This window comes from Streptomyces mabaensis (assembly GCF_053763515.1).
Genome location: NZ_JBSOPZ010000033.1, coordinates 22,561 through 49,460, shown reverse-complemented (window position 1 = coordinate 49,460; position 26,900 = coordinate 22,561). Strand labels below are relative to the sequence as shown.

Below are 26,900 nucleotides of genomic sequence, written 5' to 3'. Positions count from 1 at the left end.
GCCATCCAGCAAAGATCACCTGGCGCCGATGAGTAAGGCGTACAGAACCACTCCACAGGAGGACCCCAGTGGCGAAGGCGAAGTTCGAGCGGACTAAGCCGCACGTCAACATCGGCACCATCGGTCACATCGACCACGGTAAGACGACCCTCACGGCCGCCATTACCAAGGTGCTGCATGACGCGTACCCGGACCTGAACGAGGCCTCGGCCTTCGACCAGATCGACAAGGCTCCTGAGGAGCGCCAGCGCGGTATCACCATCTCCATCGCGCACGTCGAGTACCAGACCGAGTCGCGTCACTACGCGCACGTCGACTGCCCCGGTCACGCGGACTACATCAAGAACATGATCACGGGTGCGGCGCAGATGGACGGCGCCATCCTCGTGGTCGCCGCCACCGACGGCCCGATGCCGCAGACCAAGGAGCACGTGCTCCTGGCCCGCCAGGTCGGCGTGCCGTCCATCGTTGTCGCCCTGAACAAGGCCGACATGGTGGACGACGAGGAGATCCTGGAGCTCGTCGAGCTCGAGGTCCGTGAGCTCCTCTCCGAGTACGACTTCCCGGGCGACGACGTTCCGGTCGTCAAGGTCTCGGCGCTCAAGGCGCTCGAGGGCGACAAGGAGTGGGGCCAGACGGTCCTGAACCTGATGGCCGCCGTCGACGAGTCGATCCCGACTCCCGAGCGTGACGTCGACAAGCCGTTCCTCATGCCCGTCGAGGACGTCTTCACGATCACCGGTCGCGGTACGGTCGTCACCGGCCGTATCGAGCGTGGTGTCCTGAAGGTCAACGAGACCGTCGACATCATCGGCATCAAGACCGAGAAGACCACCACCACGGTCACCGGCATCGAGATGTTCCGCAAGCTGCTCGACGAGGGCCAGGCCGGTGAGAACGTCGGTCTGCTCCTCCGTGGCATCAAGCGCGAGGACGTCGAGCGCGGCCAGGTCATCATCAAGCCCGGTTCGGTCACGCCGCACACCGAGTTCGAGGCCCAGGCCTACATCCTGTCGAAGGACGAGGGTGGCCGTCACACCCCCTTCTTCAACAACTACCGCCCGCAGTTCTACTTCCGTACCACGGACGTGACCGGCGTCGTGACCCTCCCCGAGGGCACCGAGATGGTCATGCCGGGCGACAACACCGAGATGACGGTCGCGCTGATCCAGCCGGTCGCCATGGAGGAAGGCCTCAAGTTCGCCATCCGTGAGGGTGGCCGTACTGTGGGCGCCGGCCAGGTCACCAAGATCACCAAGTGACCTGACGCTCTCCGGAGCACCTGCACCACCTGTTCGACCTGAAAGGCCCCGGCCCGCCGCTCGCGGCGGACCGGGGCCTTTCGGCTTGCCGCCGTCTCCTGGTGCTCAGGGCGTCCAGAGCCAGGGACGGGCGTCCGGGCCCAGGCCCACCACTACCGGGCCGCGCGGGCCGTCGTGCAGGACCGGGCCCTCCAGGGCGACCGGGTCGGCGGTCCGCCGCAGCACGGTGCCGGACAGCCGCAGCTGTACGCGGCCCCGGTCGTCCTTGCCGAGCAGTACGGGCCCACCGGCCGGGCCCGCCGCGCCACCGACCCGTACCGTCGTCACCCGGCCGGTCGCCGGACCGCGGTACGAGACGTCCACGCCGGCGGCGCCCGGCACCGGCACCGCGGTGGGGGAGTCGCCCGGGGACTTCAGCGCCGGCTCCTCGCGCGGGGTGCCGTCCACCCAGTGGTGCACGGTGTCTCTTCCTGAGGCGAGGACGTGGACGGCGCCGTCCCGGTCCACGACCGCCGCGAGCCCGTCCTGGACCTCCTCGCCGCCGAGGTCACGCCAGGGGCCCCAGCCGCCGTCCGTGGCGCGCACGCGGGTGCTCAGGCCCTTGTCCGCGTTGCGTACGAACAGATGGACCCGCCCGTCGGGCGCGGCGACCGCGACCGGGGAGCCGATGCGGCGCCCGCGGTCCTTGCTCCGCTCCGGGTTGCCGAGGCCGGTCCATGCTCTGAACTCCCCGTTCGGGGACCGCTGTTCGAGCAGGACGATCTCGCGCCGTCCGGGCCCGCCGCGGCCCCCGAACGACGCGAAGCGCAGCCCGAAGAGCAGCTGCCTGCCGTCCTTCAGGGTGGCCGCACCGAGCACCGGCCCCAGCGGCCCGCCGCCGAGGTCGTCGGGCGCGCCCCACTGCCCGCTGCCGGGCGCGGTCTCGCGCCAGCGCACGGCGCGCAGCCCGAGGACGCCGTACGCGGTGAGCCGTCCGTCCGGGCCGTTGGCCACGGCCGTACGGGGGCCGGGGTGACGGTAGTGGGTGGAGCGGACCCAGCCCTTGCGGTTGGTCAGCGGGCGCCCCTGGCCGACGTTGTAGTCGCCGCAGCCGGCCGCGTTGCCGCAGTCCCAGTCGGGGTGGCCGCCGTACGGGACGAGGTGGCCGGCCTTCTCCAGCAGTACCCGCTCCGGCAGGTTCTTGGGCCAGTGGCGGTTGTAGTAGCCGCGGTAGGCGGTGGCGACGAACGGCGGCACGTCGGCGCCGCGTCCGGTGCTCTCGGCGACCCAGCGGGCCATCGACTTCCAGGCGAACAGCGCGACCCCGGTGTGGTCGGCGTGGTCGGAGTAGCCGGGCTGCTCGCTGTCCTTGCGGCGGGTCGCCTCGTCGCTGTGCTGGATGTCGGGGTCGGGGTCGAGGGTGTGGACGACGGTGGGCCGGTGCTGGTCCATGAGCCCGGCGAGTACGCCGGTGAGGTCGTCGTGGTCGTACGCGGCGGCCTCGCGCAGCGGCGAGTCGTCGGCCACCACGGTCCGCAGCGACAGACCCCGGGCGTTCCACAGGGCGGGCAGACCCATGCGCCCCTGCGGGGTGTGCATGGCAAGGTTGAGGAACACCAGCTCGACCTTGCGGGAGCCGTTGGTGAGCGTGTTGGTCTCGGCCCGGTGGCCGCCGCGCAGGGTGGCGACGGACTTGTGCCATGCGGTGAACGGCGGCAGCCCGAGCATGGTGGCGTAGGCCTGCCGCAGGCCCTGGTGCCGGGCGGAGGAGTACGCGGTCCTGTCGGCCGGAGGACGGGGCTCGCCGGGGATCTTGTTGACCCCGTCGGCCTCGCCGGCGGTGACGTACACGCAGACCAGCGGCACCCCGGAGTCGAGGCAGCGCTGCGTGTCCGGGTTCATGAAGTACAGGTCGTCGTCCGGGTGGGCGAGGATCTGCATCACCAGCGCGCCGCGAGTCAGCGCGATCGGCTTGCCGGGGGCGGGATCGGCGGTGGGCCCGGCGCGGCGGGGCGCGGGGGCCGTGCATCCGGTGGCGGCGAGGGCGGCGGCGGTGGCCGCGCCCAGCAGAACCCGCCGGGACAGCCCGGCCCCCGAAGAAACGCGCACCGCTGATCTCCCCGCCCACGCCCCCGCAGCGGACGGTCCCCCCGTGCCGCGCTCTTCCTACGATCCGTGCTGCTTGACGGAGAAACGGGCCGGAAGGTTGCCCGGGATGCCGGCAGTGTGAGCAGCGGCACGCGGTGCGCCGGGTCGGGGAGTACGCCCGGACACCTGTGCTCCAGTCCGCGTGCGGTCGATCTTCGCAGCCGTCACGCTCGGTGGATTCAACGGCATTGCCACACAGGGGACTTCACGCGTGACAGAGGAGGTGGAGCGTGTCGGCGCAATGCCATTGTGGCAAGCTGGGCGTGGCCGGGGAACATGTGCTCGGGCAACGCCATGGTCTTGACGGGGAGGCGGACAGCAGTGTCATTCGACGAGGAGTGGGCCCAGCTCAGGGCTGACGCTACTGCTGGGCAGGAGTCGTCCCGAATGCGACTCAACCAGGCTCCGGCCGGCGGCGACCACCCCGGCCCTCCGAGTGTCGGCGGAGACGGGTTTCTGGCGAACAGCGCTTCCATCGACGGGAGTTCGCATCTTCTGATGGAGATCGCGGGACTTCTCTACGAGGGACGGATGGACGGCGAGAACGCGACGATGTGCCGGGCACCACGGGCTCACGTGGACGTGGCTGCGAACGTCGGCATCCTCGCACGGTTCGCCAAGAACCAGTACGACGACATGGTCGTGCTCCTGGCGGCCCTGTCCAGCAAGCTGAAGTCGTCGAGCGACTCCTACACAGAGTTCGATGCCGGCGTTCAGCGGCAGCTGAACTCCATGCTGGAGTCCGGACGTTACGTCGCCCCCGAAGACCGGTGATCATTCGTGACCTACCGTGAATCAGTCGAGTTCCTGGAGGACTCGAACCCGGCCCTCATCGACCGCAACGCGGCGGAGTTCAGGCGCCTGCACAACCTGATCGACTGCACCGACGACGCCTTCCGCAAGGCAGCCAAGGTCGAGTGGGAGAGCGAAGCGCGCGACCTGTACGTGAAGCGGCTGCGGGAGGGCAAGGACCTCGCCGATGCACTCTCGGACGCCTTCCGCTTGGCTGGGAAGGCCCTGGCTCTGTACGCCGACGCCGTCACGACGGCCAAGAGCCACTACGCCAGCGGGAAAAGCGCCGAGTCGAAGCTCGTCGAGGTCATGTCGCGTGAGGCCACCGCGATTACCCCGACCGCGCGGGCGGCGGAGCCACTGCGGCAATGGGAGGACCTGCGCGGGACGACAGGCGTCCTCGACTTCTTCGCTGAGGTGACCGTCGACCTGGACGAGATCCGGGAAGAGGCCGAGGGCTACTACAGCCAGACCAGGGGACACTACGGTGACGCCCTCCGTGTGGAGTCCGAAGCGCGCGAGAAGTGCGTCGCCGACCTGAAGGCGGCGTACCGGTCCATCCCAGACTTCCGCAGCGGCGTCCCCGATCCGGAGCAGTTTCTCAAGAACCTGGGTCCCCTCCGCGCCGAGGCGCAGCAGGCACGCGACAATCCGTACGTCCAGCTGCCCGGGGCGGGGCCGAAGGTGGACTCGATTCCAGCCGTTGACGACTACGCGACCTCCGACGCCCTCTACCGGATGCAGACCCGGGTTGCCGGACTGACCGAGGGGCAGGGGAACAACTACTGGCTGCCGTCGAACTCGGACGAGAGTCGCCGTGAGTACATTTCCGCCAACAAGGGACTCATCGTGGCCGCCGCACATGACTCGGGACTGCCACCAGAGATGGTCGCCGGCATTGCCTGGCAGGAGGTCGAGGGAGATCCCGGTTTCGTGGATGACGTGGCCTTTGAGGTCCGTAAGGTCAACCCCTGGGGTGAAGAACCCGACCGGACCTCGATGGGCCCCCTGTCGATCCAGGTCCGCCGGGCCGCGGAGGTCTTGGGTTACGACCCGTACAACCTCACCGAGGACCAGCGGAGCGCTGTCGTGGATGCGGTCAGGGACCCGGGGACCAACATCTTCATCGCCTCGGAGTACCTGGCCCAACTCAAGGCGGAGAGCGGGTTCGCCGATGTACCGCCGGAGCAGATGACCCGGGCTCAGATGCAGGAACTCGCCGCGCGCTACAACGGCGGCCCCTACCACGAGAGCGACGCCGCTCAAGCCTACGGTCGTGGATTCGACCAACGCGTCGACAAGGCGAAGGAGGCTTTGTGGTGAGCAACGCAGTCGGCCTGTCGAACCGTGATCACGCGGGCCGGAAACGGGGCGCCCTCAGCCGTGTGGGCACGCTGTCGTGTGCCGTGGTCCTTGTCTTGATGCACCTGGTAACGAGTTACTTCGTCTTCCTCGCGTACATGGCCGAGCCTGTCGGCCCATGGGACACCGAGACAGTCGCGCATTCCAACATCACCGCAAGCCTCGCTCTGGTGGCGTCCGTCCTGGGCGCGTTGCTGACACTGGTCAGCGTGCTGGCCCAGTGGTTGCGCAGGTGGTGGTATGCGCTACCGGCACTGCTGGCCATCGCTGCCCTCTTGCGGCTCACTGTCCTTGCCCCTCAGCTCTGAATCCAAGGTCGCAGAGCCGCGGCGACCGGACCGTCGCACCAGGGCTGGCCTACGAGTAGCGGGGCAGCTTCTCCGTCGAGATGGTCCACTCGCCGATCGTGACGTCCTCGCCGTACAGGAAGTCCTTGCGGGTCGCGTAGCGGGGACCGCTCGGGGTCGAGTGAATGTCGGAGAACACGGCGCCGGACCCGGTGCGCGGATCGAAGATCGCGTAAAGGGGAACGCCCAGGAGGGGGTAGTCCCGCATCTTGCTCACCCAGTCGTTGTCCGGGTTGGACCGGGAGACGACCTCGATGGCGGCGGTGATCGTACGGGGATCAAAGGAACCGTTCCTAACCAGTGTGCATAGGTGAGTCTTGGACCCACTGCTGCGTACTGGGCGCATCCCGAACGGTTTTGGATGCACTCGGTCTCCGCTTTCGCTTCCCGTTCGGTGGCACGTCTTCAGGGGCGTGGTCCGTTGCGGGCGGGCGGTTTCCGTCACGCTCCCGGTCACTTGATCCGGCCTGGACGGTCCGATGCCCCACACGATCGCTCTGGTCGTGTGGGGGCGGTGTCGTCCGTCGTCGGATCGGGTGCCCGAGGGCGCGTCGTCCGATCGCGATGCCGGCGGCATCGTGATGGGACATCGTACGGCGCGGCGTGGTCAGAGGCCTGCGCCAGTGTTGACCGCCCCACTGGGAGGTGTAGGCGGGATCGACCGCCACGATGGCGAGGCCTTGTTCGGCGGCCATGGAGACGAGGCGGGCCTTGAGCTTGCCGGTCGGCATGCCGGAGATGAGCTGCCGGAACCTCTTGCGGCGGCCGTGCTTCTCGCGGGTCTTCTCGGCGGTGAAGTCCAGGTCTTCGATGCCGATGGCCTTGACACCGCACCGCTTGGCCCAGTGCAGCAACTGGGTGAGTGCGTGGCGGATCTGGGCGTCGCGGTGGTCGGCGGTGCCGGACAGGTCGTAGAAGAACCGCTCGGGATCACCGATGGGGTTGCCGTGGCTGTCGAGGTGGTAGGCGGCGAAGTGGTCGGCGTTCGTATCGACGCCGATCATGCCCTGGACGCGGGCGGTAGCCAGCGGGATCGTCTGCACCACGGGGCGTTGCCAGGATGCGGTGAGGTACCAGCGCCCCCGGGGCACGTCGAGGTGGATGCGGTAGGCCACCGCCCGGTTGGTGTCGATGCGGTCCCGCCACTCCTCGCCCCGGTGGGCGAACGCCACCTTCGAGGCCAGTACGTACCGGCCATGCCTGGCGTTGGCCAGGTGCGCGAGCGGGGCGGGCAGCTTGACACTGACCTCGCCGTCGGGGGTGACGCGGATTGTCTCGTTCCCGAACCGCTTCCCCGACTCCCCATCAGCAGCGAGGAACCGGCGTTCGGCTTCCCACCGGGCGCGCCATTCGGCTTCGGTGAGCCGGGCTTCGGCGAGGTTGTGCCGGGTATTGAGGAGTCGTTTACCGCCCCGTACCACGCGCACGCGCCCGGTCTGCCAGTCTGTACGCGCCTGCTCCAGCCGGGTCTGAAGCGCGGCCAGGCGCCGGGACTTGGCGAACCACTCCTGCTTGCTGCGGTAGCCGCCGGGGGACCGCTTGCCGCCCTTCTCCCCGATCGGGAGGGACAGGCGATGCCGCAGCGTGCGGATACCGGCTTCGAGGTTGTGGATGTATACGGTCAGACACCTGCGCGCCAGTGCCCACTGGTCGTGGGTGGCCTTCGTGATCGCCCCCGCGATCCGCGACGACGACACCCCGGTCAGTTCCCGCTTGCGTGCCGCCCAGGTGTCCGTGCTGTGGTCCAAGCCATTCGCACACCGGGCCCTGAGGTCACGGGAAGCGAGCATGCCCTGATGCTCACCCACCGTACGCAGGACCTTCTCGTCCTCCGCCGTGAGGTGCTTGAGCCGGTCGCGTATCGCCACACCAGCGGGGCCGAGCGCGACGAACGGCGTGGCGATCGTACGCAGCTTCTTCGGCTCAGCCATGCTCAGCCGCCTCAAGTGCCTTCTGGGCGCGGTTCTTCGCGGAGCGCCGTCCGTACAGGCGGGCACGGAACGAGGTCAGCACCTCCACCATGTCCCGCACCAGGTCGTCTTCGACCGCACCGTCATCGAGGACGACCAGGCGGCGGCCGAGCGCGGACAGCGCGGCCTCAACCAGCTCCACGTGGTTGCCCACGACCGTGTAGCGGCTGGTGTGCCGGGTGTTGGCGTGGACGACGCCGGAATGGGCGTCCGCCCGGGGAACGCGGGACGAGGCGCGCGAGGGCGCGCTAAGGTGCTGAAGAGCCATCGGGAAGCTCCGAACTTCCTCGTTGGTCAGGCCCTCGCTCGGGATTGCCGTCCCGGCCGGGGGCCGTCGCATGTCTGCGGTTGTCGTGGCGAGCATATGCCCGCGAACCCTGCGCAAATCCAGCCCAGTTGGCGGATGTCACCCATGCGAGTGACGGGGAGGCTGGAGGGGTTGGGAGGGGTCTTTTGCTTCGCAGGAATTGATTTCTTTAGACGTCGCGCCGCACCGAGTCGCGGCCCCCCACAACCCGGTGCGGCGGCCCTGGTACGAACGTCAGCTCGGCCCAGATCATCTTGCAGGGCGGCGGGCCCGGCGTTACTCCCCAGCGGTCGGCCAGTGCCTCGACCAGCAGCAGGCCGCGTCCCGATTCGGCGTTGCCCGGCGTCCGGACGGCGGGGAGCCGGTCGCCGCGTGCGTCCGTCACCTCGATACGGAGGGTGTCCGCGACCATCACGGCGAGCGTGAGGCGGAAGTCACGCCCGGGCACGAGGCCGTGCGTTGCGGCGTTCGCCGCCAGCTCGGCGACGATGTGCGCGGCGTCGTCCAAGGGCCGGCCCCACGCGCGGAGTTGCTCGGTGGCGAGCAGCCGGGCCAGCCGGGCGCCCCGGCGGGTGGCGGAGAGCTGGACGGAGAACTGGCGGGCGGCGGCCCGAGGCTGGGTGATTTCTCGATTCACATCACTCAGCGTGGCCATGTGCACTTACGCTGAAAGCAACGGAGCGTGTACGGACAGTGACTGTCCGGCGGTGGTCCGGACGTGTCCGGACCAGTACGGGGCGAAGGTGGGGTGGGGTCGCATGGACAGCGACGGTCTGGATGACGAAGACGACAGCGGGGCCGTGATCAAGGCGGTCGGCCGGCAGCTCAAGCTGTGGCGCGAGGCGGCCGGCCTGCGGCAGGTGGAGTTCGGGGCGTCGATCGGGTACGGCGAGGAGATGGTCTCGGCGGTCGAGCGCGGCCGCCGCATCCCGAAGCCGGAATACCTGGACCAGGCGGACCAGGTGCTGTCGGCCGGCGGCCGGATCGCGGCGATGAAGAAGGACGTGGAGGAGGCCAGGTACCCGAAGAAGGTGCGAGACCTGGCGAAGCTGGAGGCGGAGGCGGTCGAGCTCGGCGCGTACGGCAACCACAACCTGCACGGTCTGCTGCAGACGGAGGAGTACGCACGAGCGCTGTTCGGCGTCCGGCGGCCCGCGCTCTCCCCGGACGACCTCGACCGGTTCGTCTCCGCCCGCCTGGCCCGGCAGGAGATCTTCGCCCGGACGCCGCTGACCACGCTCACATTTGTCCAGGAGGAGGTCACGCTGCGGCGCCCGATCGGGGGCAGAATGGTGCTGCGCCGACAGCTTGAACACATCCTGGAGATCGGGCAGTTGAGGCATGTCGAGCTCCAGGTCATGCCGACGGACCGGGAAGATCATGCCGGGATGGGCGGCGAGCTCCAACTGCTGAAGCTCCGGGACGGCTCGACGGTAGGGCACTCCGAGGCCCAGCTCACCAGCCGTCTCGTCTCGAATCCGAGAGAGGTACAGGTCCTGGAGCTGCGCTATGGGATCATCCGGTCCCAGGCTCTCAGCCCACGAGAGTCGTCGGCTTTCATCGAAAAAGTACTGGGGGAGACATGAACGCTTCGGAGCTGGAGTGGTTCAAGAGCAGCTACAGCGGCAGCAACAACAACGACTGCGTCGAGGTCGCCGCCACCCCCGGCACCGTCCATGTCCGCGACTCCAAGAACACCCAGGGCCCGCAGCTCGCCGTCACCCCGGCCGCGTGGTCCGACTTCGTGGCGTACGCGACGGGCCCCTGAGCCCGACCCCTTGTCGGCACAGGACCCGGCCACGTACAATTTTCTGTACGTGGAGAGGGAGGCTTGCATGAAAACGATGTCTTACAGCGAATCGCGGGCGAAGTACGCCGAGACGCTGGATTCGGTCGTCGAGGACCGGGAGGAGGTCGTCATCACCCGTGCAGGCCATGATCCGGTCGTCATCGTTGCGCTCGACGACTATCAGGCGCTGAAGGAGTCGGCGTATCTGCTCAGGAGTCCGGAGAACGCGCGTCGGCTGCTGATGTCCATCGACCGCCTCGAAAGCGGCGGCGGAACCGTCCGGGAGCTTGCGGAGTGAAGTTCGTCTGGGACGAGTCCGCCTGGGAGGACTACGTCTGGTGGCAGGTGCAGGACCGAAAGGTCCTCAAGAGGATTAATTCCTTGCTTCAGGATGTGGCGCGCAACGGCAACGAGGGCATCGGCAAGCCCGAGCCCCTCAAGCACGGCTTTCAGGGCTACTGGTCCCGGCGGATCACTGACGAGCACCGCCTTGTCTACAAGGTGGTCGAGGACGAAGTGCGGATCGCGGCCTGCCGCTATCACTACGGTCGGTGACCGCGAGGCTAGGGCGGCGGCGGGCCGGAGGGGCCGGCCGTCCTGCGCTTGAGGGTGCCGTCGCGGTTCTTCGGGCCCGTGGATTCCACGATCTCGGTGGTGTCGATCTCGCCCGAGGCGATGGCTGCGAAGAGCTCGCGGCGCAGTTGGCGCTTCACGGCGTCCTCCGCGGCCGCGCGTACAGCTTCGGCCCCGGTGGTGACGCCGTACAGGCGGATGGCCTGCTCGACGATCACGTCGTCGACTTCGGTGACGATACGGGCCACGGTTGCTCCTCTCCGTAGTGCTGGCAGCGGCAGAGGGGTAAACGGTGACTTCCCGGCCCCGGACACGGGCCACCGCGAGCCGCCGCTTGACACGCAACCCCCGCGGGGTAATCTCTCCGGCTGCGATTGGCGCCCGTCGCGCCTCGTGTGGCAGACTGTCCGGGTTGCTCGGTTGAGTATCGATGCTGCACGCCTCCCGCCGGGAGGACCGGAAGCGAGTCCCACAGTACTCGTCGCCTTATCTGCCTCCTGGGCAGCGCTGGGGCGGACGTACGGGAATCTTCCGGGAAGTGTCAGTGAGGTACCGGCCAGGCACCCGGTGGGCCAAAGCGTTCGGCGCTGCTTCCCCCGATGCGTGGTCACTGGCCCGCACCCCTTGGCAGGGAATTTCCCCGGAAATTTCTTTGGTGGGAGTGCGACACGCCCGACCGCGTGGGTCGGAGGATGAACGCAAGCCTTCCGGGTTCCAGAGCGTTTCGAGAGACAGGACTACTAGTAGCCATGGCGGGACAGAAGATCCGCATCCGGCTCAAGGCCTACGACCACGAGGTCATCGACTCCTCGGCGAAGAAGATCGTCGAGACGGTGACGCGTACTGGTGCGTCGGTCGCGGGCCCGGTGCCGCTGCCCACTGAGAAGAACGTGTACTGCGTCATCAAGTCGCCGCACAAGTACAAGGACTCGCGCGAGCACTTTGAGATGCGCACGCACAAGCGCCTGATCGACATCCTCGACCCGACGCCCAAGACCGTTGACTCGCTGATGCGCCTGGACCTTCCGGCCGGCGTTGACATCGAGATCAAGCTCTGAGAGGCGCGGAGAAGATGGCTAAGCAGATCAAGGGCGTCCTGGGCGAGAAGCTCGGCATGACCCAGGTCTGGGACGAGAACAACCGCGTCGTCCCGGTGACCGTTGTCAAGGCCGGGCCCTGCGTCGTTACCCAGGTCCGCAAGAACGACATCGACGGCTACGAGTCGGTCCAGATCGCCTTCGGCGAGATCGACCCGCGCAAGGTGAACAAGCCCCTCAAGGGCCACTTCGCCAAGGCCGACGTGACCCCGCGCCGCCACCTGGTGGAGCTCCGTACCTCCGACGCCAGCGAGTACACGCTCGGCCAGGAGATCACTGCCGAGGTGTTCGAGTCCGGCGTCAAGGTCGACGTCACGGGCAAGAGCAAGGGCAAGGGCTTCGCCGGTGTCATGAAGCGTCACAACTTCAAGGGCCTCGGCGCCGGTCACGGCACCCAGCGCAAGCACCGCTCTCCCGGCTCCATCGGTGGCTGTGCCACCCCGGGCCGTGTGTTCAAGGGCCTCCGCATGGCGGGTCGTATGGGCAACGAGCGGGTCACCACCCAGAACCTGACCGTTCACGCCGTTGACGCGGAGAAGGGTCTGCTCCTCATCAAGGGCGCAGTTCCCGGTCCGAACGGCGGCCTGGTCCTGGTCCGCACCGCGGCCAAGGGGGCCTGAGGACTATGAGCACCATTGACATTCTGTCGCCCTCCGGCGACAAGTCCGGGACTGTAGAGCTCCCGGCCGAGATCTTCGACGCCAAGGTCAGCATCCCGCTGATCCACCAGGTCGTCGTCGCGCAGCTGGCCGCCGCCCGTCAGGGCACGCACAAGGTCAAGACGCGTGGCGAGGTCCGTGGTGGTGGCCGCAAGCCTTACCGCCAGAAGGGCACCGGCCGCGCCCGCCAGGGTTCGACCCGTGCGCCGCAGTTCGCCGGCGGTGGCGTCGTCCACGGTCCCGTGCCGCGTGACTACTCGCAGCGGACCCCGAAGAAGATGAAGGCCGCCGCCCTGCGCGGTGCCCTCACCGACCGGGCCCGCCACAGCCGTATCCACGTCGTCTCCGGCGTGGTCGACGGTGCGGTTTCCACCAAGGCCGTCAGGACCCTGCTGGGCAAGATCAGCGAGCGCAAGAACCTGCTCCTGGTCGTCGAGCGGGCCGACGAGGCCGCGTGGCTTTCCGCCCGCAACCTGCCCCAGGTGCACCTCCTGGAGCCGGGCCAGCTGAACACGTACGACGTGCTCGTCTCCGACGACGTGGTCTTCACGCAGGCTGCCTTCGAGTCCTTCGTGGCCGGTCCGGCCGCGTCTGCCAAGGCCGTCGCTTCCGAGGGTGAGCTCGAAGGGAGCGACGCCTGATGAGCGAGGCAACTGCAGCGGTCGTCACCAGCAAGACCTACACGGACCCCCGTGACATCCTGGTCAAGCCGGTGGTTTCCGAGAAGAGCTACGCGCTGCTGGACGAGAACAAGTACACGTTCGTCGTCGACCCGCGTGCGAACAAGACCCAGATCAAGCAGGCCGTCGAGGCGGTCTTCTCGGTCAAGGTCACCGGGGTCAACACGATCAACCGTCAGGGCAAGCGCAAGCGCACCCGCACCGGTTTCGGCAAGCGCGCCAACACCAAGCGCGCCATCGTGACCCTTGCCGAGGGCGACCGTATCGACATCTTCGGCGGCCCGGTCTCCTAACGGAGTCCGAGTCGTCCGGAATCGGACGAGGACTGAGAAATGGGTATCCGCAAGTACAAGCCGACGACCCCGGGCCGTCGTGGCTCCAGCGTCGCCGACTTTGTCGAGATCACGCGGTCCACGCCGGAGAAGTCGCTGGTCCGCCCCCTGCACAGCAAGGGCGGCCGTAACAACGCCGGTCGTGTGACCGTTCGCCACCAGGGCGGTGGCCACAAGCGCGCCTACCGAGTGATCGACTTCCGTCGTCACGACAAGGACGGCGTGCCGGCCAAGGTCGCGCACATCGAGTACGACCCGAACCGCACCGCGCGCATCGCGCTCCTGCACTACGCAGACGGCGAGAAGCGCTACATCATCGCCCCGGCCCGACTGAGCCAGGGTGACCGGATTGAGAACGGCCCTGGCGCCGACATCAAGCCGGGCAACAACCTCCCGCTCCGCAACATCCCGGTCGGTACCACGATCCACGCGATCGAGCTCCGTCCCGGTGGTGGCGCCAAGTTCGCCCGCTCTGCCGGTTCTTCCGTGCAGCTGCTGGCGAAGGAGGGTCAGTACGCCCACCTGCGCATGCCGTCCGGTGAGGTCCGCCTCGTCGACGTCCGCTGCCGCGCCACTGTCGGCGAGGTCGGCAACGCCGAGCAGTCGAACATCAACTGGGGCAAGGCCGGCCGTATGCGCTGGAAGGGCGTCCGCCCGACCGTCCGCGGTGTCGCGATGAACCCGGTTGACCACCCGCACGGTGGTGGTGAGGGCAAGACCTCCGGTGGTCGCCACCCGGTCAGCCCGTGGGGTCAGAAGGAAGGTCGTACTCGGTCGCCGAAGAAGGCGTCCAACAAGTACATCGTCCGCCGCCGCAAGACGAACAAGAAGCGCTAGGAGCGGGTTTAGATGCCGCGCAGTCTCAAGAAGGGGCCCTTCGTCGACGACCACCTCATCAAGAAGGTGGACGTACAGAACGAGGCCGGTTCCAAGAACGTCATCAAGACCTGGTCCCGTCGCTCGATGATCATCCCGGCGATGCTGGGTCACACCATCGCGGTGCACAACGGCAAGACGCATGTCCCGGTGTTCGTCACCGAGTCCATGGTCGGCCACAAGCTCGGCGAGTTTGCGCCGACCCGCACCTTCCGCGGCCACGTCAAGGACGACCGCAAGTCGAAGCGCCGCTAAGGCGGGGTGTGCGAAGACTATGAACGACACCGAAGGGACAACCATGGAAGCCAGGGCCCAGGCGCGGTACATCCGCGTCACGCCCATGAAGGCCCGCCGCGTGGTGGACCTCATCCGTGGCATGGACGCCACGGAGGCCCAGGCGGTCCTGCGTTTCGCCCCGCAGGCCGCCAGCGTGCCGGTCGGCAAGGTGCTTGACAGCGCCATTGCCAACGCCGCGCACAACTACGACCACACGGACGCCTCCTCGCTGGTCATCAGCGAGGCTTACGTCGACGAGGGTCCGACCCTGAAGCGGTTCCGTCCGCGTGCTCAGGGCCGTGCCTACCGGATCCGCAAGCGGACCAGCCACATCACCGTGGTCGTCAGCAGCAAGGAAGGAACCCGGTAATGGGCCAGAAGGTAAACCCGCACGGGTTCCGGCTCGGTATCACCACGGACTTCAAGTCCCGTTGGTACGCCGACAAGCTGTACAAGGACTACGTCAAGGAAGACGTCGCCATCCGTCGGATGATGACGTCCGGCATGGAGCGCGCCGGCATCTCGAAGGTTGAGATCGAGCGCACCCGTGACCGCGTGCGGGTGGACATCCACACCGCGCGTCCCGGCATCGTCATCGGCCGCCGTGGCGCCGAGGCCGACCGCATCCGCGGCGACCTCGAGAAGCTCACGGGCAAGCAGGTCCAGCTGAACATCCTCGAGGTCAAGAACCCCGAGATGGACGCTCAGCTGGTCGCCCAGGCCGTTGCCGAGCAGCTCTCCTCCCGCGTCTCCTTCCGTCGCGCCATGCGTAAGAGCATGCAGGGCACGATGAAGGCCGGCGCCAAGGGCATCAAGATCCAGTGCGGCGGCCGTCTCGGCGGCGCCGAGATGTCCCGCTCGGAGTTCTACCGCGAGGGCCGTGTGCCCCTGCACACGCTCCGCGCGAACGTCGACTACGGCTTCTTCGAGGCCAAGACGACCTTCGGCCGTATCGGCGTGAAGGTCTGGATCTACAAGGGCGACGTCAAGAACATCGCCGAGGTCCGCGCCGAGAACGCCGCGGCCCGTGCGGGTAACCGCCCGGCCCGTGGTGGCGGCGCGGGCGACCGTCCGGCCGGTGGCCGTGGCGGTCGTGGTGGCGAGCGTGGCGGCCGCGGCCGCAAGCCGCAGCAGTCCGCGCCGGCTGCCGAGGCCCCCAAGGCCGAGGCTCCCGCCGCCGCTGCTCCGGCTGAGAGCACTGGAACGGAGGCCTGACCGACATGCTGATCCCTCGTAGGGTCAAGCACCGCAAGCAGCACCACCCCAAGCGCAGCGGTATGGCGAAGGGTGGCACTGAGGTCGCATTCGGCGAGTACGGCATCCAGGCGCTGACCCCGGCGTACGTGACGAACCGCCAGATCGAGGCTGCTCGTATCGCGATGACCCGCCACATCAAGCGTGGCGGCAAGGTCTGGATCAACATCTACCCGGACCGTCCGCTCACCAAGAAGCCTGCCGAGACCCGCATGGGTTCCGGTAAGGGTTCCCCCGAGTGGTGGATCGCGAACGTCAAGCCCGGTCGGGTGATGTTCGAGCTGTCCTACCCGAACGAGAAGATTGCTCGTGAGGCGCTCACCCGCGCTGCTCACAAGCTTCCGATGAAGTGCCGGATTGTTCGGCGCGAGGCAGGTGAGTCGTGATGGCGGCCGGTATCAAGGCGTCTGAGCTGCGTGAGCTGAACGACGAGGACCTCGTCATCAAGCTTCGCGAGGCCAAGGAAGAGCTGTTCAAGCTCCGCTTCCAGGCGGCGACCGGGCAGCTCGAGAACAACGGCCGGCTCAAGTCCGTCCGTAAGGACATCGCCCGGATCTACACCCTGATGCGCGAGCGCGAGCTGGGCATCGAGACGGTGGAGAGCGCCTGATGAGCGAGAAGAATGTGACTGAGACGACTGAGCAGCGCGGATTCCGCAAGACCCGTGAGGGTCTGGTCGTCAGCGACAAGATGGACAAGACCGTCGTCGTCGCTGTCGAGGACCGCGTCAAGCACGCGCTGTACGGCAAGGTCATCCGCCGTACCAACAAGCTCAAGGCGCACGACGAGGCCAACGCCGCGGGCGTCGGCGACCGCGTTCTCCTGATGGAGACCCGGCCGCTGTCCGCGACGAAGCGCTGGCGCGTCGTCGAGATCCTCGAGAAGGCCAAGTAGGTAATTCCCGCAAGGGACTTCCAACAGAAACAGCACTTGGGGGGTTTCCCTCAGGTCAGTTCCGCCAGGCTCGGTGAGGGGCGCTCCGTGAGGAGCCCCCTCGCCGGGAACCGGCAGACAATCAGGAGATAGACGTGATCCAGCAGGAGTCGCGACTGCGTGTCGCCGACAACACTGGTGCCAAGGAAATCCTTTGCATCCGTGTTCTCGGTGGCTCGGGTCGCCGCTACGCGGGCATCGGTGACGTCATCGTCGCCACCGTCAAGGACGCGATCCCCGGTGGCAACGTGAAGAAGGGTGACGTCGTCAAGGCCGTCATCGTTCGCACCGTCAAGGAGCGTCGTCGTCAGGACGGCTCGTACATCCGCTTCGACGAGAACGCCGCCGTCATTCTGAAGAACGACGGCGACCCTCGCGGCACCCGTATCTTCGGCCCGGTGGGCCGTGAGCTGCGCGAGAAGAAGTTCATGAAGATCATCTCGCTCGCGCCGGAGGTGCTGTAAGCATGAAGATCAAGAAGGGCGACCTGGTTCAGGTCATCACCGGTAAGGACAAGGGCAAGCAGGGCAAGGTCATCGTGGCCATCCCTACTGAGAACCGCGTCCTCGTCGAGGGTGTCAACCGGGTCAAGAAGCACACCAAGGCCGGCCAGACCGCTCGTGGTTCGCAGACCGGTGGCATCGTGACGACCGAGGCCCCCATCCACGTCAGCAACGTTCAGCTGGTTGTGGAGAAGGACGGCAAGAAGGTCGTCACCCGCGTCGGCTACCGCTTTGACGACGAGGGCAACAAGATCCGCGTTGCCAAGCGGACCGGTGAGGACATCTGATGACTGCCACCACCAACGCGCCGCGTCTGAAGCTGCGCTACCGCGAGGAGATCGCCGGCAAGCTGCGTGAGGAGTTCTCGTACGAGAACGTCATGCAGGTCCCCGGCCTCGTCAAGATCGTGGTCAACATGGGTGTGGGCGACGCCGCCCGCGACTCCAAGCTGATCGAGGGTGCCATCCGCGACCTCACCACGATCACCGGCCAGAAGCCGGCCGTCACCAAGGCCCGCAAGTCCATCGCGCAGTTCAAGCTGCGTGAGGGCCAGCCGATCGGCTGCCACGTCACCCTTCGCGGTGACCGGATGTGGGAGTTCCTGGACCGTACGCTGTCGCTCGCGCTGCCGCGTATCCGTGACTTCCGTGGTCTGTCGCCCAAGCAGTTCGACGGCCGTGGCAACTACACCTTCGGTCTCACGGAGCAGGTCATGTTCCACGAGATCGACCAGGACAAGATCGACCGGGTCCGGGGCATGGACATCACCGTGGTCACCACGGCGACCAACGACGACGAGGGTCGTGCCCTCCTTCGTCACCTCGGCTTCCCGTTCAAGGAGAACTGACCGTGGCGAAGAAGTCTCTGATCGCTAAGGCCGCCCGCAAGCCCAAGTTCGGTGTGCGCGCGTACACCCGCTGCCAGCGCTGTGGCCGTCCGCACTCCGTGTACCGCAAGTTCGGCCTGTGCCGCGTGTGCCTTCGTGAGATGGCTCACCGTGGCGAGCTGCCGGGCGTGACCAAGAGCTCCTGGTAACTCCCGTACGCCCCTAGGGCCGTACTGGATTACCCGAAGCTCTCGGTAAGTATCTGGTCGGCGGGAGCCCTCCTTCGCATGCCGTAGGCTTGTGGGGTTGGGCGCCTGCCGCCCTGACCGACTTACTACGCCGTAGGTCCCCGCACCGCACCCGTCCCGACACTGATCGGGGAGAGGGATGGCGCATACAGGAAACCCCGGCGAGAGAGGCCGAAGGCCAATTCATGACCATGACTGATCCCATCGCAGACATGCTCACGCGTCTGCGTAACGCGAACTCGGCGTACCACGACACCGTCGTGATGCCGCACAGCAAGATCAAGTCGCACATCGCGGAGATCCTCCAGCAGGAGGGCTTCATCACCGGCTGGAAGGTCGAGGACGCCGAGGTCGGCAAGAACCTCGTCCTGGAGCTGAAGTTCGGCCCGAACCGCGAGCGTTCGATCGCCGGCATCAAGCGCATCTCCAAGCCGGGTCTGCGCGTGTACGCGAAGTCCACCAACCTGCCGAAGGTTCTCGGCGGCCTGGGCGTGGCCATCATCTCCACGTCCCACGGCCTCCTGACCGGCCAGCAGGCGCAGAAGAAGGGCGTAGGTGGGGAAGTCCTCGCCTACGTCTGGTAGTCGGGAACGGAGGAAAAGCTAATGTCGCGAATCGGCAAGCTCCCCATCCAGGTTCCCGCTGGTGTGGACGTCACCATCGACGGTCGCACGGTCGCGGTGAAGGGCCCCAAGGGTTCCCTCACGCACACCGTTGCCGCTCCGATCGAGGTCACCAAGGGTGAGGACGGCGTTCTGAACGTGGTCCGCCCGAACGACGAGCGTCAGAACAAGGCCCTGCACGGCCTGTCCCGCACGCTGGTGGCGAACATGATCACCGGCGTGACCCAGGGATACAGCAAGGCGCTCGAGATCAGCGGTGTCGGTTACCGCGTCCAGGCGAAGGGCTCCAACCTGGAGTTCGCCCTGGGCTACAGCCACCCGATCGTCGTTGAGGCCCCCGAGGGCATCACCTTCAAGGTCGAGTCCCCGACCAAGCTCAGCGTCGAGGGCATCGACAAGCAGAAGGTCGGCGAGGTCGCCGCGAACATCCGCAAGCTGCGTAAGCCCGACCCGTACAAGGCCAAGGGCGTCAAGTACGCGGGCGAGGTTATCCGCCGCAAGGTCGGAAAGGCGGGTAAGTAAGCCATGGCATACGGTGTGAAGATTGCTAAGGGTGACGCGTACAAGCGCGCCGCCATCAAGCGCCGCCACATCCGCGTCCGCAAGCACGTCTCCGGTACGCCGGAGCGTCCGCGCCTGGTCGTGACGCGCTCCAACCGCCACATCGTGGCCCAGGTCATCGACGACATCGCGGGCCACACGCTCGCGTCGGCGTCGACCCTGGACACCTCGATCCGTGGTGGCGAGGGCGACAAGAGCGCTCAGGCCAAGCAGGTCGGTTCCCTGGTCGCCGAGCGCGCCAAGGCCGCCGGCGTCGAGGCCGTCGTGTTCGACCGTGGTGGCAACAGGTACGCCGGGCGCATTGCCGCTCTGGCTGACGCCGCCCGCGAAGCCGGGCTGAAGTTCTGAGCCCCGGTTCCGGGACTAACGGACGTAACAGAGAGAGGTAAATCCAATGGCTGGACCCCAGCGCCGCGGAAGCGGTGCCGGTGGCGGCGAGCGGCGGGACCGGAAGGGTCGCGACGGTGGCGCTGCCGCCGAGAAGACCGCGTACGTTGAGCGCGTTGTCGCGATCAACCGCGTCGCCAAGGTTGTCAAGGGTGGTCGCCGCTTCAGCTTCACCGCGCTGGTCGTGGTGGGCGACGGTGACGGCACCGTAGGTGTCGGATACGGCAAGGCCAAGGAAGTTCCCGCGGCCATCGCCAAGGGCGTGGAAGAGGCCAAGAAGAACTTCTTCAAGGTCCCGCGCATCCAGGGCACCATCCCGCACCCGATCCAGGGCGAGAAGGCCGCGGGCGTCGTCCTGCTCAAGCCTGCTTCCCCCGGTACCGGTGTGATCGCGGGTGGCCCGGTGCGCGCGGTGCTCGAGTGCGCCGGCGTTCACGACATCCTGTCGAAGTCCCTGGGCTCCGACAACGCGATCAACATCGTGCACGCGACCGTGGCGGCCCTCAAGGGCCTGCAGCGTCCCGAGGAGATCGCGGCTCGCCGTGGTCTGCCCCTCGAGGACGTCGCCCCCGCGGCTCTGCTGCGTGCACGTGCGGGAGCGGGTGCGTAATGGCCCGTCTCAAGATCACGCAGACGAAGTCGTACATCGGCAGCAAGCAGAACCACCGCGACACCCTGCGTTCGCTCGGGCTCAAGCGCCTGAACGACGTGGTTGTCAAGGAGGACCGTCCCGAGTTCCGCGGCATGGTGCACACCGTCCGCCACCTCGTGACGGTTGAGGAGGTCGACTGACATGGCGGAGCAGAACCCGCTGAAGGTCCACAACCTCCGTCCTGCCCCGGGCGCCAAGACCGCCAAGACCCGTGTGGGTCGTGGTGAGGCGTCCAAGGGTAAGACCGCAGGTCGTGGTACCAAGGGCACCAAGGCCCGTTACCAGGTTCCGGAGCGCTTCGAGGGTGGGCAGATGCCCCTCCACATGCGTCTCCCGAAGCTCAAGGGCTTCCGGAACCCGTTCCGCACCGAGTACCAGGTCGTGAACCTGGACAAGCTCGGCGCTCTCTACCCCGAGGGTGGAGAGGTCACGGTGGCCGACCTGGTCGCCAAGGGCGCGGTCCGCAAGAACAGCCTCGTCAAGGTCCTGGGCCAGGGCGAGATCTCCGTGGCGCTGCAGGTGACGGTTGACGCCGTCTCCGGCTCCGCCAAGGAGAAGATTGCCGCTGCCGGCGGCACCGTCACCGAGCTCGTCTGAGACGAGTCCGGTGGCTGAAAGCTAGAAACACCGACCGGGGATGCCTCTCATAAGGGGCATCCCCGGTTGGTCGTTCCTAGGGGGGCATGGTCGCCGGTAAGGTGGCGTGCACCGTTTGTGATTCGTATTCGTCGATCCTCAAGACCGTCACCTCTGACGCAGTAGCGCGGGGGTCGCAGGAGGCACCGTGCTCACCGCGTTCGCCCGGGCGTTCAAGACGCCCGACCTGCGCAAGAAGCTGCTCTTCACACTGGGCATCATCGTGCTGTTCCGACTCGGGGCCGCCGTGCCGATCCCCGGCGTCAGCTACGAGAACGTTCAGTTCTGTGTGAACCAGTCCCAGTCCGGCAACAACCTCATGGGCCTGGTCAACCTCTTCAGCGGTGGCGCGCTGCTGCAGATCACGATCTTTGCGCTCGGCATCATGCCGTACATCACGGCGAGCATCATCCTGCAACTGCTGACCGTGGTCATTCCGCGGCTGGAGGCCCTGAAGAAAGAGGGGCAGTCCGGTACCGCGAAGATCACCCAGTACACGCGTTACCTGACCATCGCCCTCGCGATCCTGCAGGGTACGGGCCTGGTGGCCACCGCCCGCAGCGGCAATCTCTTCCAGGGCTGTGCGCGCGCCACCGAGGTCGTTCCGGACCAGTCGATCTTCGTCACGATCACGATGGTGATCACGATGACGGCCGGCACGGCGATGGTGATGTGGCTCGGTGAGCTGATCACGGACCGCGGTATCGGCAACGGCATGTCGATCCTCATGTTCATCTCGATCGCCGCCGGCTTCGTGAGCGCGCTGTGGGCCATCAAGCTGCAGGGCAAGATCGCGGACGGCTGGGTCGAGTTCGGCATCGTGATCCTGGTGGGCCTCGCCATGGTGGCCCTGGTGGTCTTCGTCGAGCAGGCGCAGCGCCGGATCCCGGTGCAGTACGCGAAGCGCATGATCGGCCGCCGGTCCTACGGAGGCACGTCGACGTACATTCCGTTGAAGGTGAACCAGGCGGGTGTGATTCCTGTCATCTTCGCGTCGTCGCTGCTCTTCATTCCGATGCTGATTGTGCAGTTCAGCGGTACCCAGTCGGACTGGGCAGGCTGGATTCAGCGGCACTTCGTCGATGGCAAACCCATTTACATCGTCACATACTTCCTGTTGATCGTGTTCTTCGCCTTCTTCTATGTGGCGATCTCGTTCAACCCCGACGAAGTCGCGGACAACATGAAGAAGTATGGTGGGTTCATCCCGGGTATCCGGGCTGGTCGACCTACTGCTGAGTACCTGAGCTACGTGCTCAACCGGATCACCTGGCCGGGGTCGCTGTACCTGGGTCTGATTGCTCTTGTGCCGACGATGGCGTTGGCAGGCTTCGGCGCGAACCAGAACTTCCCCTTCGGCGGGACGAGCATCCTCATCATCGTGGGTGTGGGACTGGAGACCGTGAAGCAGATCGAGAGCCAGCTCCAGCAGCGCAATTACGAAGGGTTCCTCCGCTGATGCGAATCGTCCTCGTCGGGCCGCCGGGTGCCGGCAAGGGAACGCAGGCCGCGTTCCTTGCCAAGAACTTGTCGATCCCGCACATCTCCACGGGCGACCTCTTCCGCGCCAACATCAGCCAGGGCACCGACCTTGGCCGACAGGCGAAGTCCTACATGGACGCGGGAGACCTGGTGCCCGACGAGGTCACCATCGGCATGGCCAAGGACCGGATGGCGAAGCCGGACGCCGAGAACGGCTTCCTGCTGGACGGCTTCCCGCGCAACGTCTCGCAGGCCGAGGCGCTCGACACGATGCTGAAGTCCGAGGGCATGATGCTGGACGCGGTGCTCGACCTGGAGGTCCCCGAGGACGAGGTCGTCAAGCGGATCGCGGGCCGCCGCATCTGCCGCAACGACTCCAGCCACGTCTTCCACGTGACGTACACCCCGCCGAAGACCGAGGGTGTCTGCGACACCTGCGGCGGCGAGCTCTACCAGCGTGCGGACGACTCCGAGGAGACGGTCCGCAACCGGCTGGACGTGTACCACACGCAGACCGAGCCGATCATCGACCACTACAAGGCGCAGGGCCTGGTGGTCACCATCTCCGCGCTGGGCAAGGTCACCGACGTGACCCAGCGGGCGATGGACGCCCTGAAGAAGCCCGCCAAGGGCTGAGCAGTACCGCACGACCAGTACGTACGGCCGCGGTGTCCGATGGGCGCCGCGGCCGTACTGTTGAGCAGAGATACGTCGGACCCGGAAGGCAAGAGGCCATGGTGGAGATCAAGACCCCGGAGCAGATCGCGAAGATGCGCGAGGCGGGGCTGGTCGTCGCCGCGATCCATGCGGCCACCCGTGAGGCGGCCGTGCCCGGCGCCACCACGAAGGACCTCGACGAGGTCGCCCGCAAGGTCATCGCCGACCACGGTGCGAAGTCCAACTTCCTCGGCTACGGCGGGTTCCCGGCCACCATCTGCACCTCGGTCAACGAGGTCGTCGTCCACGGCATCCCGGACGACAAGACCGTCCTGAAGGACGGCGACGTCATCTCCATCGACGCCGGCGCGATCATCGACGGCTGGCACGGCGACGCCGCGTACACCGCCTTCGTCGGCACCGGTCACGCCCCCGAGCTGATCGAACTCTCCCGGGTGACCGAGGAGTCGATGTGGGCCGGCATCGCCGCGATGAAGAACGGCAACCGGCTGGTCGACATCTCCAAGGCGATCGAGTCGTACATCCGCCGCCAGCCCCGGCCGGCCACCGGCAAGTACGGGATCATCGAGGAGTACGGCGGCCACGGCATCGGCTCCGAGATGCACATGGACCCCCACCTGCTGAACTACGTCACGCGCAAGCGCGGCAAGGGCATCAAGCTCGGCCCCGGCGTGTGCCTGGCCATCGAGCCGATGGTGAGCCTGGGCACCCCGTACACCGAGGTGCTCTCCGACGACTGGACGGTCATCACCACCGACGGCACCTGGTCCTCGCACTGGGAGCACTCGATCGCCCTCACCGAGGAAGGTCCGCTGGTCCTGACGGCCCCGGACTGCGGCCGGGCGAAGCTCGCCGAGTACGGGATCACGGCCGCCCCGGACCCCCTTGCTTAACGATCTGCGGTGTGGGGCAGACTCACCCGATTCGTCTTTCTCGGGGCCCTGACGTAGACTGACTCGTCGGCTCCCGTGCATTCGTGCGTCCGCATGTCTGCTGGGAGCTGATCAAGGTAGCCGATTCGAAAGGCGAAGCGTGGCCAAGAAGCAAGGTGCCATCGAAATCGAGGGCACCGTGATCGAGTCCCTCCCGAACGCCATGTTCAAGGTGGAACTCCAGAACGGTCACAAGGTCCTCGCGCACATCAGCGGCAAGATGCGTATGCACTACATCCGCATCCTCCCCGATGACCGGGTCGTGGTGGAGCTCTCTCCGTACGACCTGACGCGTGGCCGGATCGTCTACCGATACAAGTAGATCTTGTCTCCACATCCCGCCTCGGCGTGGGTGGTGGCACTGACCCGGAGAACCTGACATCCCATGAAGGTCAAGCCGAGCGTCAAGAAGATCTGCGACAAGTGCAAGGTGATCCGCCGTCACGGCCGGGTCATGGTCATCTGCGACAACCTGCGCCACAAGCAGCGCCAGGGCTGACGCACGACCACCTGTACCTCGCAGTTCTTCGCGCGACGCATAGCAATACGTACATACGCAGAACCCGTCCAAGCCACGGCTGACGACACCTCCGGCGGGGGCCGGGGACCCGGACGTACCACCTCACCGACGGTGAGGTCGGCGGCCGGGAGTGGTTCTGCGGAAGACCCCCGAACACACAGGAGCCATTGAATGGCACGCGTTTCCGGTGTTGACATCCCGCGCGACAAGCGTGTGGAGGTCGCACTCACCTACGTCTTCGGCATCGGCCGCACCCAGTCCAAGGCGACTCTCGCCGCCACTGGTGTGAACCCGAACACCCGCGTTCGTGACCTGGCCGAAGAGGACCTGGTCAAGATCCGCGAGTACGTGGACGCCAACCTCAAGACCGAGGGTGACCTCCGTCGCGAGATCCAGGCCGACATCCGCCGCAAGGTCGAGATCGGCTGCTACCAGGGTCTGCGTCACCGCCGCGGCCTGCCGGTCCACGGACAGCGCACCAGCACGAACGCCCGCACCCGCAAGGGCCCGCGTCGCGCCATCGCCGGTAAGAAGAAGCCGGGCAAGAAGTAGTCCGCAGCAGGACGCTCATCAGCGGTCTTCGCTGTAGGACCGACCACCTCCGTAGGAGATAAGACATGCCCCCCAAGGGACGTCAGGGCGCTGCCAAGAAGGTGCGCCGCAAGGAAAAGAAGAACGTCGCTCACGGCCACGCGCACATCAAGAGCACGTTCAACAACACGATCGTGTCCATCACGGACCCGACCGGCAACGTGATCTCCTGGGCCTCCGCCGGCCACGTCGGCTTCAAGGGCTCGCGCAAGTCCACCCCCTTCGCCGCGCAGATGGCCGCCGAGTCGGCCGCCCGCCGCGCGCAGGAGCACGGCATGCGCAAGGTCGACGTCTTCGTCAAGGGTCCCGGCTCCGGCCGTGAGACCGCGATCCGCTCCCTCCAGGCCACCGGCCTCGAGGTGGGTTCGATCCAGGACGTCACCCCCACCCCGCACAACGGCTGCCGCCCGCCCAAGCGCCGTCGCGTCTGACGCCTGACGCTGTGCGTTTTTGAGTGTCCGGGCGGTACGGCCCCCCTGTGGGGACGTGCCGCCCGTACCCTTGCAGTACGCAGTACCCGCAGCACCCCGTCGGGCGTCAAATAGTGGGCGCCCACGACTGAAGGATCTTCATCATGCTTATCGCTCAGCGTCCGTCGCTGACCGAAGAGGTCGTCGACGAGTACCGCTCCCGGTTCGTCATCGAGCCGCTGGAGCCCGGCTTCGGCTACACGCTCGGCAACTCCCTGCGCCGCACGCTCCTCTCCTCGATCCCCGGCGCTGCTGTCACCAGCATCCGGATCGACGGTGTCCTGCACGAGTTCACCACCGTGCCGGGCGTCAAGGAGGACGTCACCGACCTCATCCTGAACATCAAGCAGCTGGTCGTCTCCTCGGAGCACGACGAGCCGGTCGTGATGTACCTGCGCAAGCAGGGCCCCGGTCTGGTCACCGCCGCCGACATCGCCCCGCCGGCCGGTGTCGAGGTCCACAACCCGGACCTGGTCCTCGCCACGCTGAACGGCAAGGGCAAGCTGGAGATGGAGCTGACCGTCGAGCGCGGTCGCGGCTACGTCTCCGCCGTGCAGAACAAGCAGCTGGGCCAGGAGATCGGCCGGATCCCGGTCGACTCGATCTACAGCCCGGTCCTCAAGGTCACCTACAAGGTCGAGGCGACCCGAGTCGAGCAGCGCACCGACTTCGACAAGCTGATCGTCGACGTCGAGACCAAGCAGGCCATGCGCCCGCGTGACGCCATGGCGTCCGCCGGCAAGACCCTGGTCGAGCTGTTCGGTCTGGCCCGCGAGCTCAACATCGACGCCGAGGGCATCGACATGGGTCCGTCCCCGACGGACGCCGCGCTCGCCGCCGATCTGGCGCTGCCGATCGAGGAGCTCGAGCTCACGGTCCGTTCGTACAACTGCCTCAAGCGCGAGGGCATCCACTCCGTGGGTGAGCTCGTCGCCCGCTCCGAGGCCGACCTGCTCGACATCCGCAACTTCGGTGCGAAGTCGATCGACGAGGTCAAGGCGAAGCTGGCCGGCATGGGCCTGGCGCTCAAGGACAGCCCGCCCGGATTCGACCCGACCGCTGCCGCGGACGCGTTTGGCGCCGACGACGACGCGGACGCCGGTTTCGTCGAGACCGAGCAGTACTGATTCTTCCGCGGGGCATCCGCCCCGGGGG

Annotated in this window: 41 protein-coding genes and 2 pseudogenes; 37 read left to right on the top strand and 6 right to left on the bottom strand. The window is 66.9% G+C overall.

Features of this window, described 5'->3' with window-relative positions:
* The first annotated feature begins 68 nt into the window (after nucleotides 1-68).
* Complete coding sequence (gene tuf, locus ACWV17_RS26115; protein ID WP_455352420.1) at nucleotides 69-1,262, top strand: elongation factor Tu; 1,194 nt, start codon at nucleotides 69-71, stop codon at nucleotides 1,260-1,262.
* Nucleotides 1,263-1,367: 105 nt separating this feature from the next.
* Here the strand turns inward: tuf and ACWV17_RS26110 are convergent, their stop codons facing one another.
* Nucleotides 1,368-3,326, bottom strand: a complete 1,959-nt coding sequence (locus tag ACWV17_RS26110; protein ID WP_455361639.1) for a PIG-L family deacetylase — start codon at nucleotides 3,324-3,326, stop codon at nucleotides 1,368-1,370.
* 450 nt (nucleotides 3,327-3,776) lie between these two features.
* On the opposite strand from ACWV17_RS26110, the gene ACWV17_RS26105 reads away from it, so the two are divergent.
* From ACWV17_RS26105 to ACWV17_RS26095, 3 genes are read left to right on the top strand one after another with little or no spacing between them, the layout of a single operon-like run.
* A complete protein-coding gene (locus ACWV17_RS26105; RefSeq protein WP_455361615.1) occupies nucleotides 3,777-4,163 on the top strand; it encodes a hypothetical protein in 387 nt (128 codons plus the stop codon).
* Between the two features lie 6 nt (nucleotides 4,164-4,169).
* The gene (locus ACWV17_RS26100; protein WP_455361614.1) at nucleotides 4,170-5,504 is read left to right on the top strand and encodes a hypothetical protein; all 1,335 of its coding nucleotides are present in this window, start codon (nucleotides 4,170-4,172) and stop codon (nucleotides 5,502-5,504) included.
* Complete coding sequence (locus ACWV17_RS26095) at nucleotides 5,501-5,851, top strand: hypothetical protein (RefSeq protein ID WP_455361613.1); 351 nt, start codon at nucleotides 5,501-5,503, stop codon at nucleotides 5,849-5,851. Before ACWV17_RS26100 ends, ACWV17_RS26095 begins: the two co-directional genes overlap by 4 nt.
* 49 nt (nucleotides 5,852-5,900) lie before the next feature.
* On the opposite strand, the pseudogene ACWV17_RS26090 reads toward ACWV17_RS26095, so the two are convergent.
* The 4 genes and pseudogenes from ACWV17_RS26090 to ACWV17_RS26075 form a co-directional block, all read right to left on the bottom strand.
* Nucleotides 5,901-6,179 (bottom strand): annotated as a pseudogene (locus ACWV17_RS26090) (Uma2 family endonuclease); the annotation flags it as partial.
* Between the two features lie 4 nt (nucleotides 6,180-6,183).
* Entirely contained in the window at nucleotides 6,184-7,821 is a 1,638-nt protein-coding gene (locus tag ACWV17_RS26085; RefSeq protein WP_455361612.1) for an IS200/IS605 family accessory protein TnpB-related protein, read from the bottom strand.
* Nucleotides 7,814-7,996 (bottom strand): annotated as a pseudogene (locus tag ACWV17_RS26080) (IS607 family transposase); the annotation flags it as partial. The gene ACWV17_RS26085 and the pseudogene ACWV17_RS26080, both read right to left, overlap by 8 nt.
* A 340-nt stretch (nucleotides 7,997-8,336) precedes the next feature.
* A complete protein-coding gene (locus ACWV17_RS26075) occupies nucleotides 8,337-8,822 on the bottom strand; it encodes an ATP-binding protein (RefSeq protein WP_455361611.1) in 486 nt (161 codons plus the stop codon).
* A 103-nt stretch (nucleotides 8,823-8,925) separates the two neighbouring features.
* On the opposite strand from ACWV17_RS26075, the gene ACWV17_RS26070 reads away from it, so the two are divergent.
* The 4 genes from ACWV17_RS26070 (at nucleotide 8,926) to ACWV17_RS26055 (ending at nucleotide 10,511) form a co-directional block, all read left to right on the top strand.
* Nucleotides 8,926-9,753, top strand: coding sequence for a helix-turn-helix domain-containing protein (locus ACWV17_RS26070; protein ID WP_455361610.1), 828 nt, complete (start codon nucleotides 8,926-8,928; stop codon nucleotides 9,751-9,753).
* Nucleotides 9,750-9,935 carry a DUF397 domain-containing protein gene (locus ACWV17_RS26065; RefSeq protein WP_455361609.1) on the top strand — a complete coding sequence of 62 codons (186 nt, stop codon included), beginning with the start codon at nucleotides 9,750-9,752 and terminating at the stop codon, nucleotides 9,933-9,935. Before ACWV17_RS26070 ends, ACWV17_RS26065 begins: the two co-directional genes overlap by 4 nt.
* A gap of 67 nt (nucleotides 9,936-10,002) precedes the next feature.
* Entirely contained in the window at nucleotides 10,003-10,254 is a 252-nt protein-coding gene (locus tag ACWV17_RS26060; protein WP_455352587.1) for a type II toxin-antitoxin system Phd/YefM family antitoxin, read from the top strand.
* On the top strand, nucleotides 10,251-10,511 hold the full coding sequence (locus ACWV17_RS26055; RefSeq protein WP_455352427.1) for a Txe/YoeB family addiction module toxin: 261 nt from the start codon (nucleotides 10,251-10,253) through the stop codon (nucleotides 10,509-10,511). Before ACWV17_RS26060 ends, ACWV17_RS26055 begins: the two co-directional genes overlap by 4 nt.
* Before the next feature lie 8 nt (nucleotides 10,512-10,519).
* Here the strand turns inward: ACWV17_RS26055 and ACWV17_RS26050 are convergent, their stop codons facing one another.
* Complete coding sequence (locus tag ACWV17_RS26050) at nucleotides 10,520-10,777, bottom strand: type II toxin-antitoxin system VapB family antitoxin (protein ID WP_455352428.1); 258 nt, start codon at nucleotides 10,775-10,777, stop codon at nucleotides 10,520-10,522.
* 501 nt (nucleotides 10,778-11,278) lie between these two features.
* On the opposite strand from ACWV17_RS26050, the gene rpsJ reads away from it, so the two are divergent.
* The 29 genes from rpsJ (at nucleotide 11,279) to ACWV17_RS25905 (ending at nucleotide 26,872) form a co-directional block, all read left to right on the top strand.
* Nucleotides 11,279-11,587, top strand: a complete 309-nt coding sequence (gene rpsJ, locus ACWV17_RS26045; protein WP_003948644.1) for a 30S ribosomal protein S10 — start codon at nucleotides 11,279-11,281, stop codon at nucleotides 11,585-11,587.
* A gap of 14 nt (nucleotides 11,588-11,601) precedes the next feature.
* Nucleotides 11,602-12,246 (top strand): 50S ribosomal protein L3, encoded by a 645-nt coding sequence (gene rplC / locus ACWV17_RS26040; protein ID WP_455352429.1) that lies wholly within the window; start codon nucleotides 11,602-11,604, stop codon nucleotides 12,244-12,246.
* Between the two features lie 5 nt (nucleotides 12,247-12,251).
* Nucleotides 12,252-12,926: a 50S ribosomal protein L4 gene (gene rplD, locus ACWV17_RS26035; protein ID WP_455352430.1), complete on the top strand. Its 675-nt coding sequence runs from the start codon at nucleotides 12,252-12,254 to the stop codon at nucleotides 12,924-12,926.
* Nucleotides 12,926-13,258, top strand: coding sequence for a 50S ribosomal protein L23 (rplW, locus tag ACWV17_RS26030; protein WP_455352431.1), 333 nt, complete (start codon nucleotides 12,926-12,928; stop codon nucleotides 13,256-13,258). Before rplD ends, rplW begins: the two co-directional genes overlap by 1 nt.
* Before the next feature lie 39 nt (nucleotides 13,259-13,297).
* A complete protein-coding gene (rplB, locus tag ACWV17_RS26025; RefSeq protein ID WP_455352432.1) occupies nucleotides 13,298-14,134 on the top strand; it encodes a 50S ribosomal protein L2 in 837 nt (278 codons plus the stop codon).
* Nucleotides 14,135-14,146: 12 nt separating this feature from the next.
* Nucleotides 14,147-14,428 carry a 30S ribosomal protein S19 gene (gene rpsS, locus ACWV17_RS26020; RefSeq protein WP_254372691.1) on the top strand — a complete coding sequence of 94 codons (282 nt, stop codon included), beginning with the start codon at nucleotides 14,147-14,149 and terminating at the stop codon, nucleotides 14,426-14,428.
* A gap of 43 nt (nucleotides 14,429-14,471) precedes the next feature.
* Nucleotides 14,472-14,819: a 50S ribosomal protein L22 gene (gene rplV, locus ACWV17_RS26015; RefSeq protein ID WP_004571827.1), complete on the top strand. Its 348-nt coding sequence runs from the start codon at nucleotides 14,472-14,474 to the stop codon at nucleotides 14,817-14,819.
* A complete protein-coding gene (gene rpsC / locus ACWV17_RS26010) occupies nucleotides 14,819-15,664 on the top strand; it encodes a 30S ribosomal protein S3 (protein ID WP_254372692.1) in 846 nt (281 codons plus the stop codon). The genes rplV and rpsC overlap by 1 nt, the downstream gene beginning before the upstream one ends.
* Before the next feature lie 5 nt (nucleotides 15,665-15,669).
* Nucleotides 15,670-16,089 carry a 50S ribosomal protein L16 gene (gene rplP, locus ACWV17_RS26005; RefSeq protein WP_119286204.1) on the top strand — a complete coding sequence of 140 codons (420 nt, stop codon included), beginning with the start codon at nucleotides 15,670-15,672 and terminating at the stop codon, nucleotides 16,087-16,089.
* Nucleotides 16,089-16,313 carry a 50S ribosomal protein L29 gene (gene rpmC / locus ACWV17_RS26000; RefSeq protein ID WP_455352433.1) on the top strand — a complete coding sequence of 75 codons (225 nt, stop codon included), beginning with the start codon at nucleotides 16,089-16,091 and terminating at the stop codon, nucleotides 16,311-16,313. The genes rplP and rpmC overlap by 1 nt, the downstream gene beginning before the upstream one ends.
* Nucleotides 16,313-16,597 (top strand): 30S ribosomal protein S17, encoded by a 285-nt coding sequence (gene rpsQ / locus ACWV17_RS25995; RefSeq protein ID WP_366073122.1) that lies wholly within the window; start codon nucleotides 16,313-16,315, stop codon nucleotides 16,595-16,597. Before rpmC ends, rpsQ begins: the two co-directional genes overlap by 1 nt.
* 134 nt (nucleotides 16,598-16,731) lie before the next feature.
* Entirely contained in the window at nucleotides 16,732-17,100 is a 369-nt protein-coding gene (gene rplN / locus ACWV17_RS25990) for a 50S ribosomal protein L14 (protein WP_003956455.1), read from the top strand.
* A 2-nt stretch (nucleotides 17,101-17,102) separates the two neighbouring features.
* A complete protein-coding gene (gene rplX, locus ACWV17_RS25985) occupies nucleotides 17,103-17,426 on the top strand; it encodes a 50S ribosomal protein L24 (RefSeq protein WP_366073123.1) in 324 nt (107 codons plus the stop codon).
* Nucleotides 17,426-17,986, top strand: a complete 561-nt coding sequence (gene rplE, locus ACWV17_RS25980; RefSeq protein ID WP_455352434.1) for a 50S ribosomal protein L5 — start codon at nucleotides 17,426-17,428, stop codon at nucleotides 17,984-17,986. Before rplX ends, rplE begins: the two co-directional genes overlap by 1 nt.
* 2 nt (nucleotides 17,987-17,988) lie before the next feature.
* The gene (locus tag ACWV17_RS25975) at nucleotides 17,989-18,174 is read left to right on the top strand and encodes a type Z 30S ribosomal protein S14 (RefSeq protein ID WP_030368403.1); all 186 of its coding nucleotides are present in this window, start codon (nucleotides 17,989-17,991) and stop codon (nucleotides 18,172-18,174) included.
* A gap of 224 nt (nucleotides 18,175-18,398) precedes the next feature.
* The gene (gene rpsH / locus ACWV17_RS25970; protein WP_385433662.1) at nucleotides 18,399-18,797 is read left to right on the top strand and encodes a 30S ribosomal protein S8; all 399 of its coding nucleotides are present in this window, start codon (nucleotides 18,399-18,401) and stop codon (nucleotides 18,795-18,797) included.
* Nucleotides 18,798-18,818: 21 nt separating this feature from the next.
* A complete protein-coding gene (gene rplF, locus ACWV17_RS25965; protein ID WP_455352435.1) occupies nucleotides 18,819-19,358 on the top strand; it encodes a 50S ribosomal protein L6 in 540 nt (179 codons plus the stop codon).
* Between the two features lie 3 nt (nucleotides 19,359-19,361).
* Nucleotides 19,362-19,745, top strand: a complete 384-nt coding sequence (gene rplR / locus ACWV17_RS25960) for a 50S ribosomal protein L18 (RefSeq protein ID WP_100108608.1) — start codon at nucleotides 19,362-19,364, stop codon at nucleotides 19,743-19,745.
* A 46-nt stretch (nucleotides 19,746-19,791) separates the two neighbouring features.
* On the top strand, nucleotides 19,792-20,394 hold the full coding sequence (rpsE, locus tag ACWV17_RS25955) for a 30S ribosomal protein S5 (protein ID WP_017239585.1): 603 nt from the start codon (nucleotides 19,792-19,794) through the stop codon (nucleotides 20,392-20,394).
* Complete coding sequence (rpmD, locus tag ACWV17_RS25950) at nucleotides 20,394-20,576, top strand: 50S ribosomal protein L30 (RefSeq protein WP_005313525.1); 183 nt, start codon at nucleotides 20,394-20,396, stop codon at nucleotides 20,574-20,576. Before rpsE ends, rpmD begins: the two co-directional genes overlap by 1 nt.
* Before the next feature lies 1 nt (nucleotide 20,577).
* Nucleotides 20,578-21,033: a 50S ribosomal protein L15 gene (gene rplO, locus ACWV17_RS25945; protein ID WP_455352436.1), complete on the top strand. Its 456-nt coding sequence runs from the start codon at nucleotides 20,578-20,580 to the stop codon at nucleotides 21,031-21,033.
* Between the two features lie 187 nt (nucleotides 21,034-21,220).
* The gene (gene secY, locus ACWV17_RS25940) at nucleotides 21,221-22,531 is read left to right on the top strand and encodes a preprotein translocase subunit SecY (RefSeq protein WP_455352437.1); all 1,311 of its coding nucleotides are present in this window, start codon (nucleotides 21,221-21,223) and stop codon (nucleotides 22,529-22,531) included.
* Nucleotides 22,531-23,190 carry an adenylate kinase gene (locus ACWV17_RS25935; protein WP_455361608.1) on the top strand — a complete coding sequence of 220 codons (660 nt, stop codon included), beginning with the start codon at nucleotides 22,531-22,533 and terminating at the stop codon, nucleotides 23,188-23,190. The genes secY and ACWV17_RS25935 overlap by 1 nt, the downstream gene beginning before the upstream one ends.
* A gap of 98 nt (nucleotides 23,191-23,288) precedes the next feature.
* Complete coding sequence (gene map / locus ACWV17_RS25930; protein ID WP_455361607.1) at nucleotides 23,289-24,125, top strand: type I methionyl aminopeptidase; 837 nt, start codon at nucleotides 23,289-23,291, stop codon at nucleotides 24,123-24,125.
* Nucleotides 24,126-24,264: 139 nt separating this feature from the next.
* Nucleotides 24,265-24,486: a translation initiation factor IF-1 gene (gene infA, locus ACWV17_RS25925; protein WP_003956442.1), complete on the top strand. Its 222-nt coding sequence runs from the start codon at nucleotides 24,265-24,267 to the stop codon at nucleotides 24,484-24,486.
* A 63-nt stretch (nucleotides 24,487-24,549) separates the two neighbouring features.
* Complete coding sequence (gene rpmJ / locus ACWV17_RS25920) at nucleotides 24,550-24,663, top strand: 50S ribosomal protein L36 (protein WP_003956441.1); 114 nt, start codon at nucleotides 24,550-24,552, stop codon at nucleotides 24,661-24,663.
* Nucleotides 24,664-24,855: 192 nt separating this feature from the next.
* A complete protein-coding gene (gene rpsM / locus ACWV17_RS25915) occupies nucleotides 24,856-25,236 on the top strand; it encodes a 30S ribosomal protein S13 (protein WP_004946638.1) in 381 nt (126 codons plus the stop codon).
* Nucleotides 25,237-25,301: 65 nt separating this feature from the next.
* Nucleotides 25,302-25,706: a 30S ribosomal protein S11 gene (gene rpsK, locus ACWV17_RS25910; protein WP_003948617.1), complete on the top strand. Its 405-nt coding sequence runs from the start codon at nucleotides 25,302-25,304 to the stop codon at nucleotides 25,704-25,706.
* Between the two features lie 143 nt (nucleotides 25,707-25,849).
* Nucleotides 25,850-26,872, top strand: coding sequence for a DNA-directed RNA polymerase subunit alpha (locus tag ACWV17_RS25905; protein WP_010473911.1), 1,023 nt, complete (start codon nucleotides 25,850-25,852; stop codon nucleotides 26,870-26,872).
* Nucleotides 26,873-26,900: the final 28 nt, after the last annotated feature.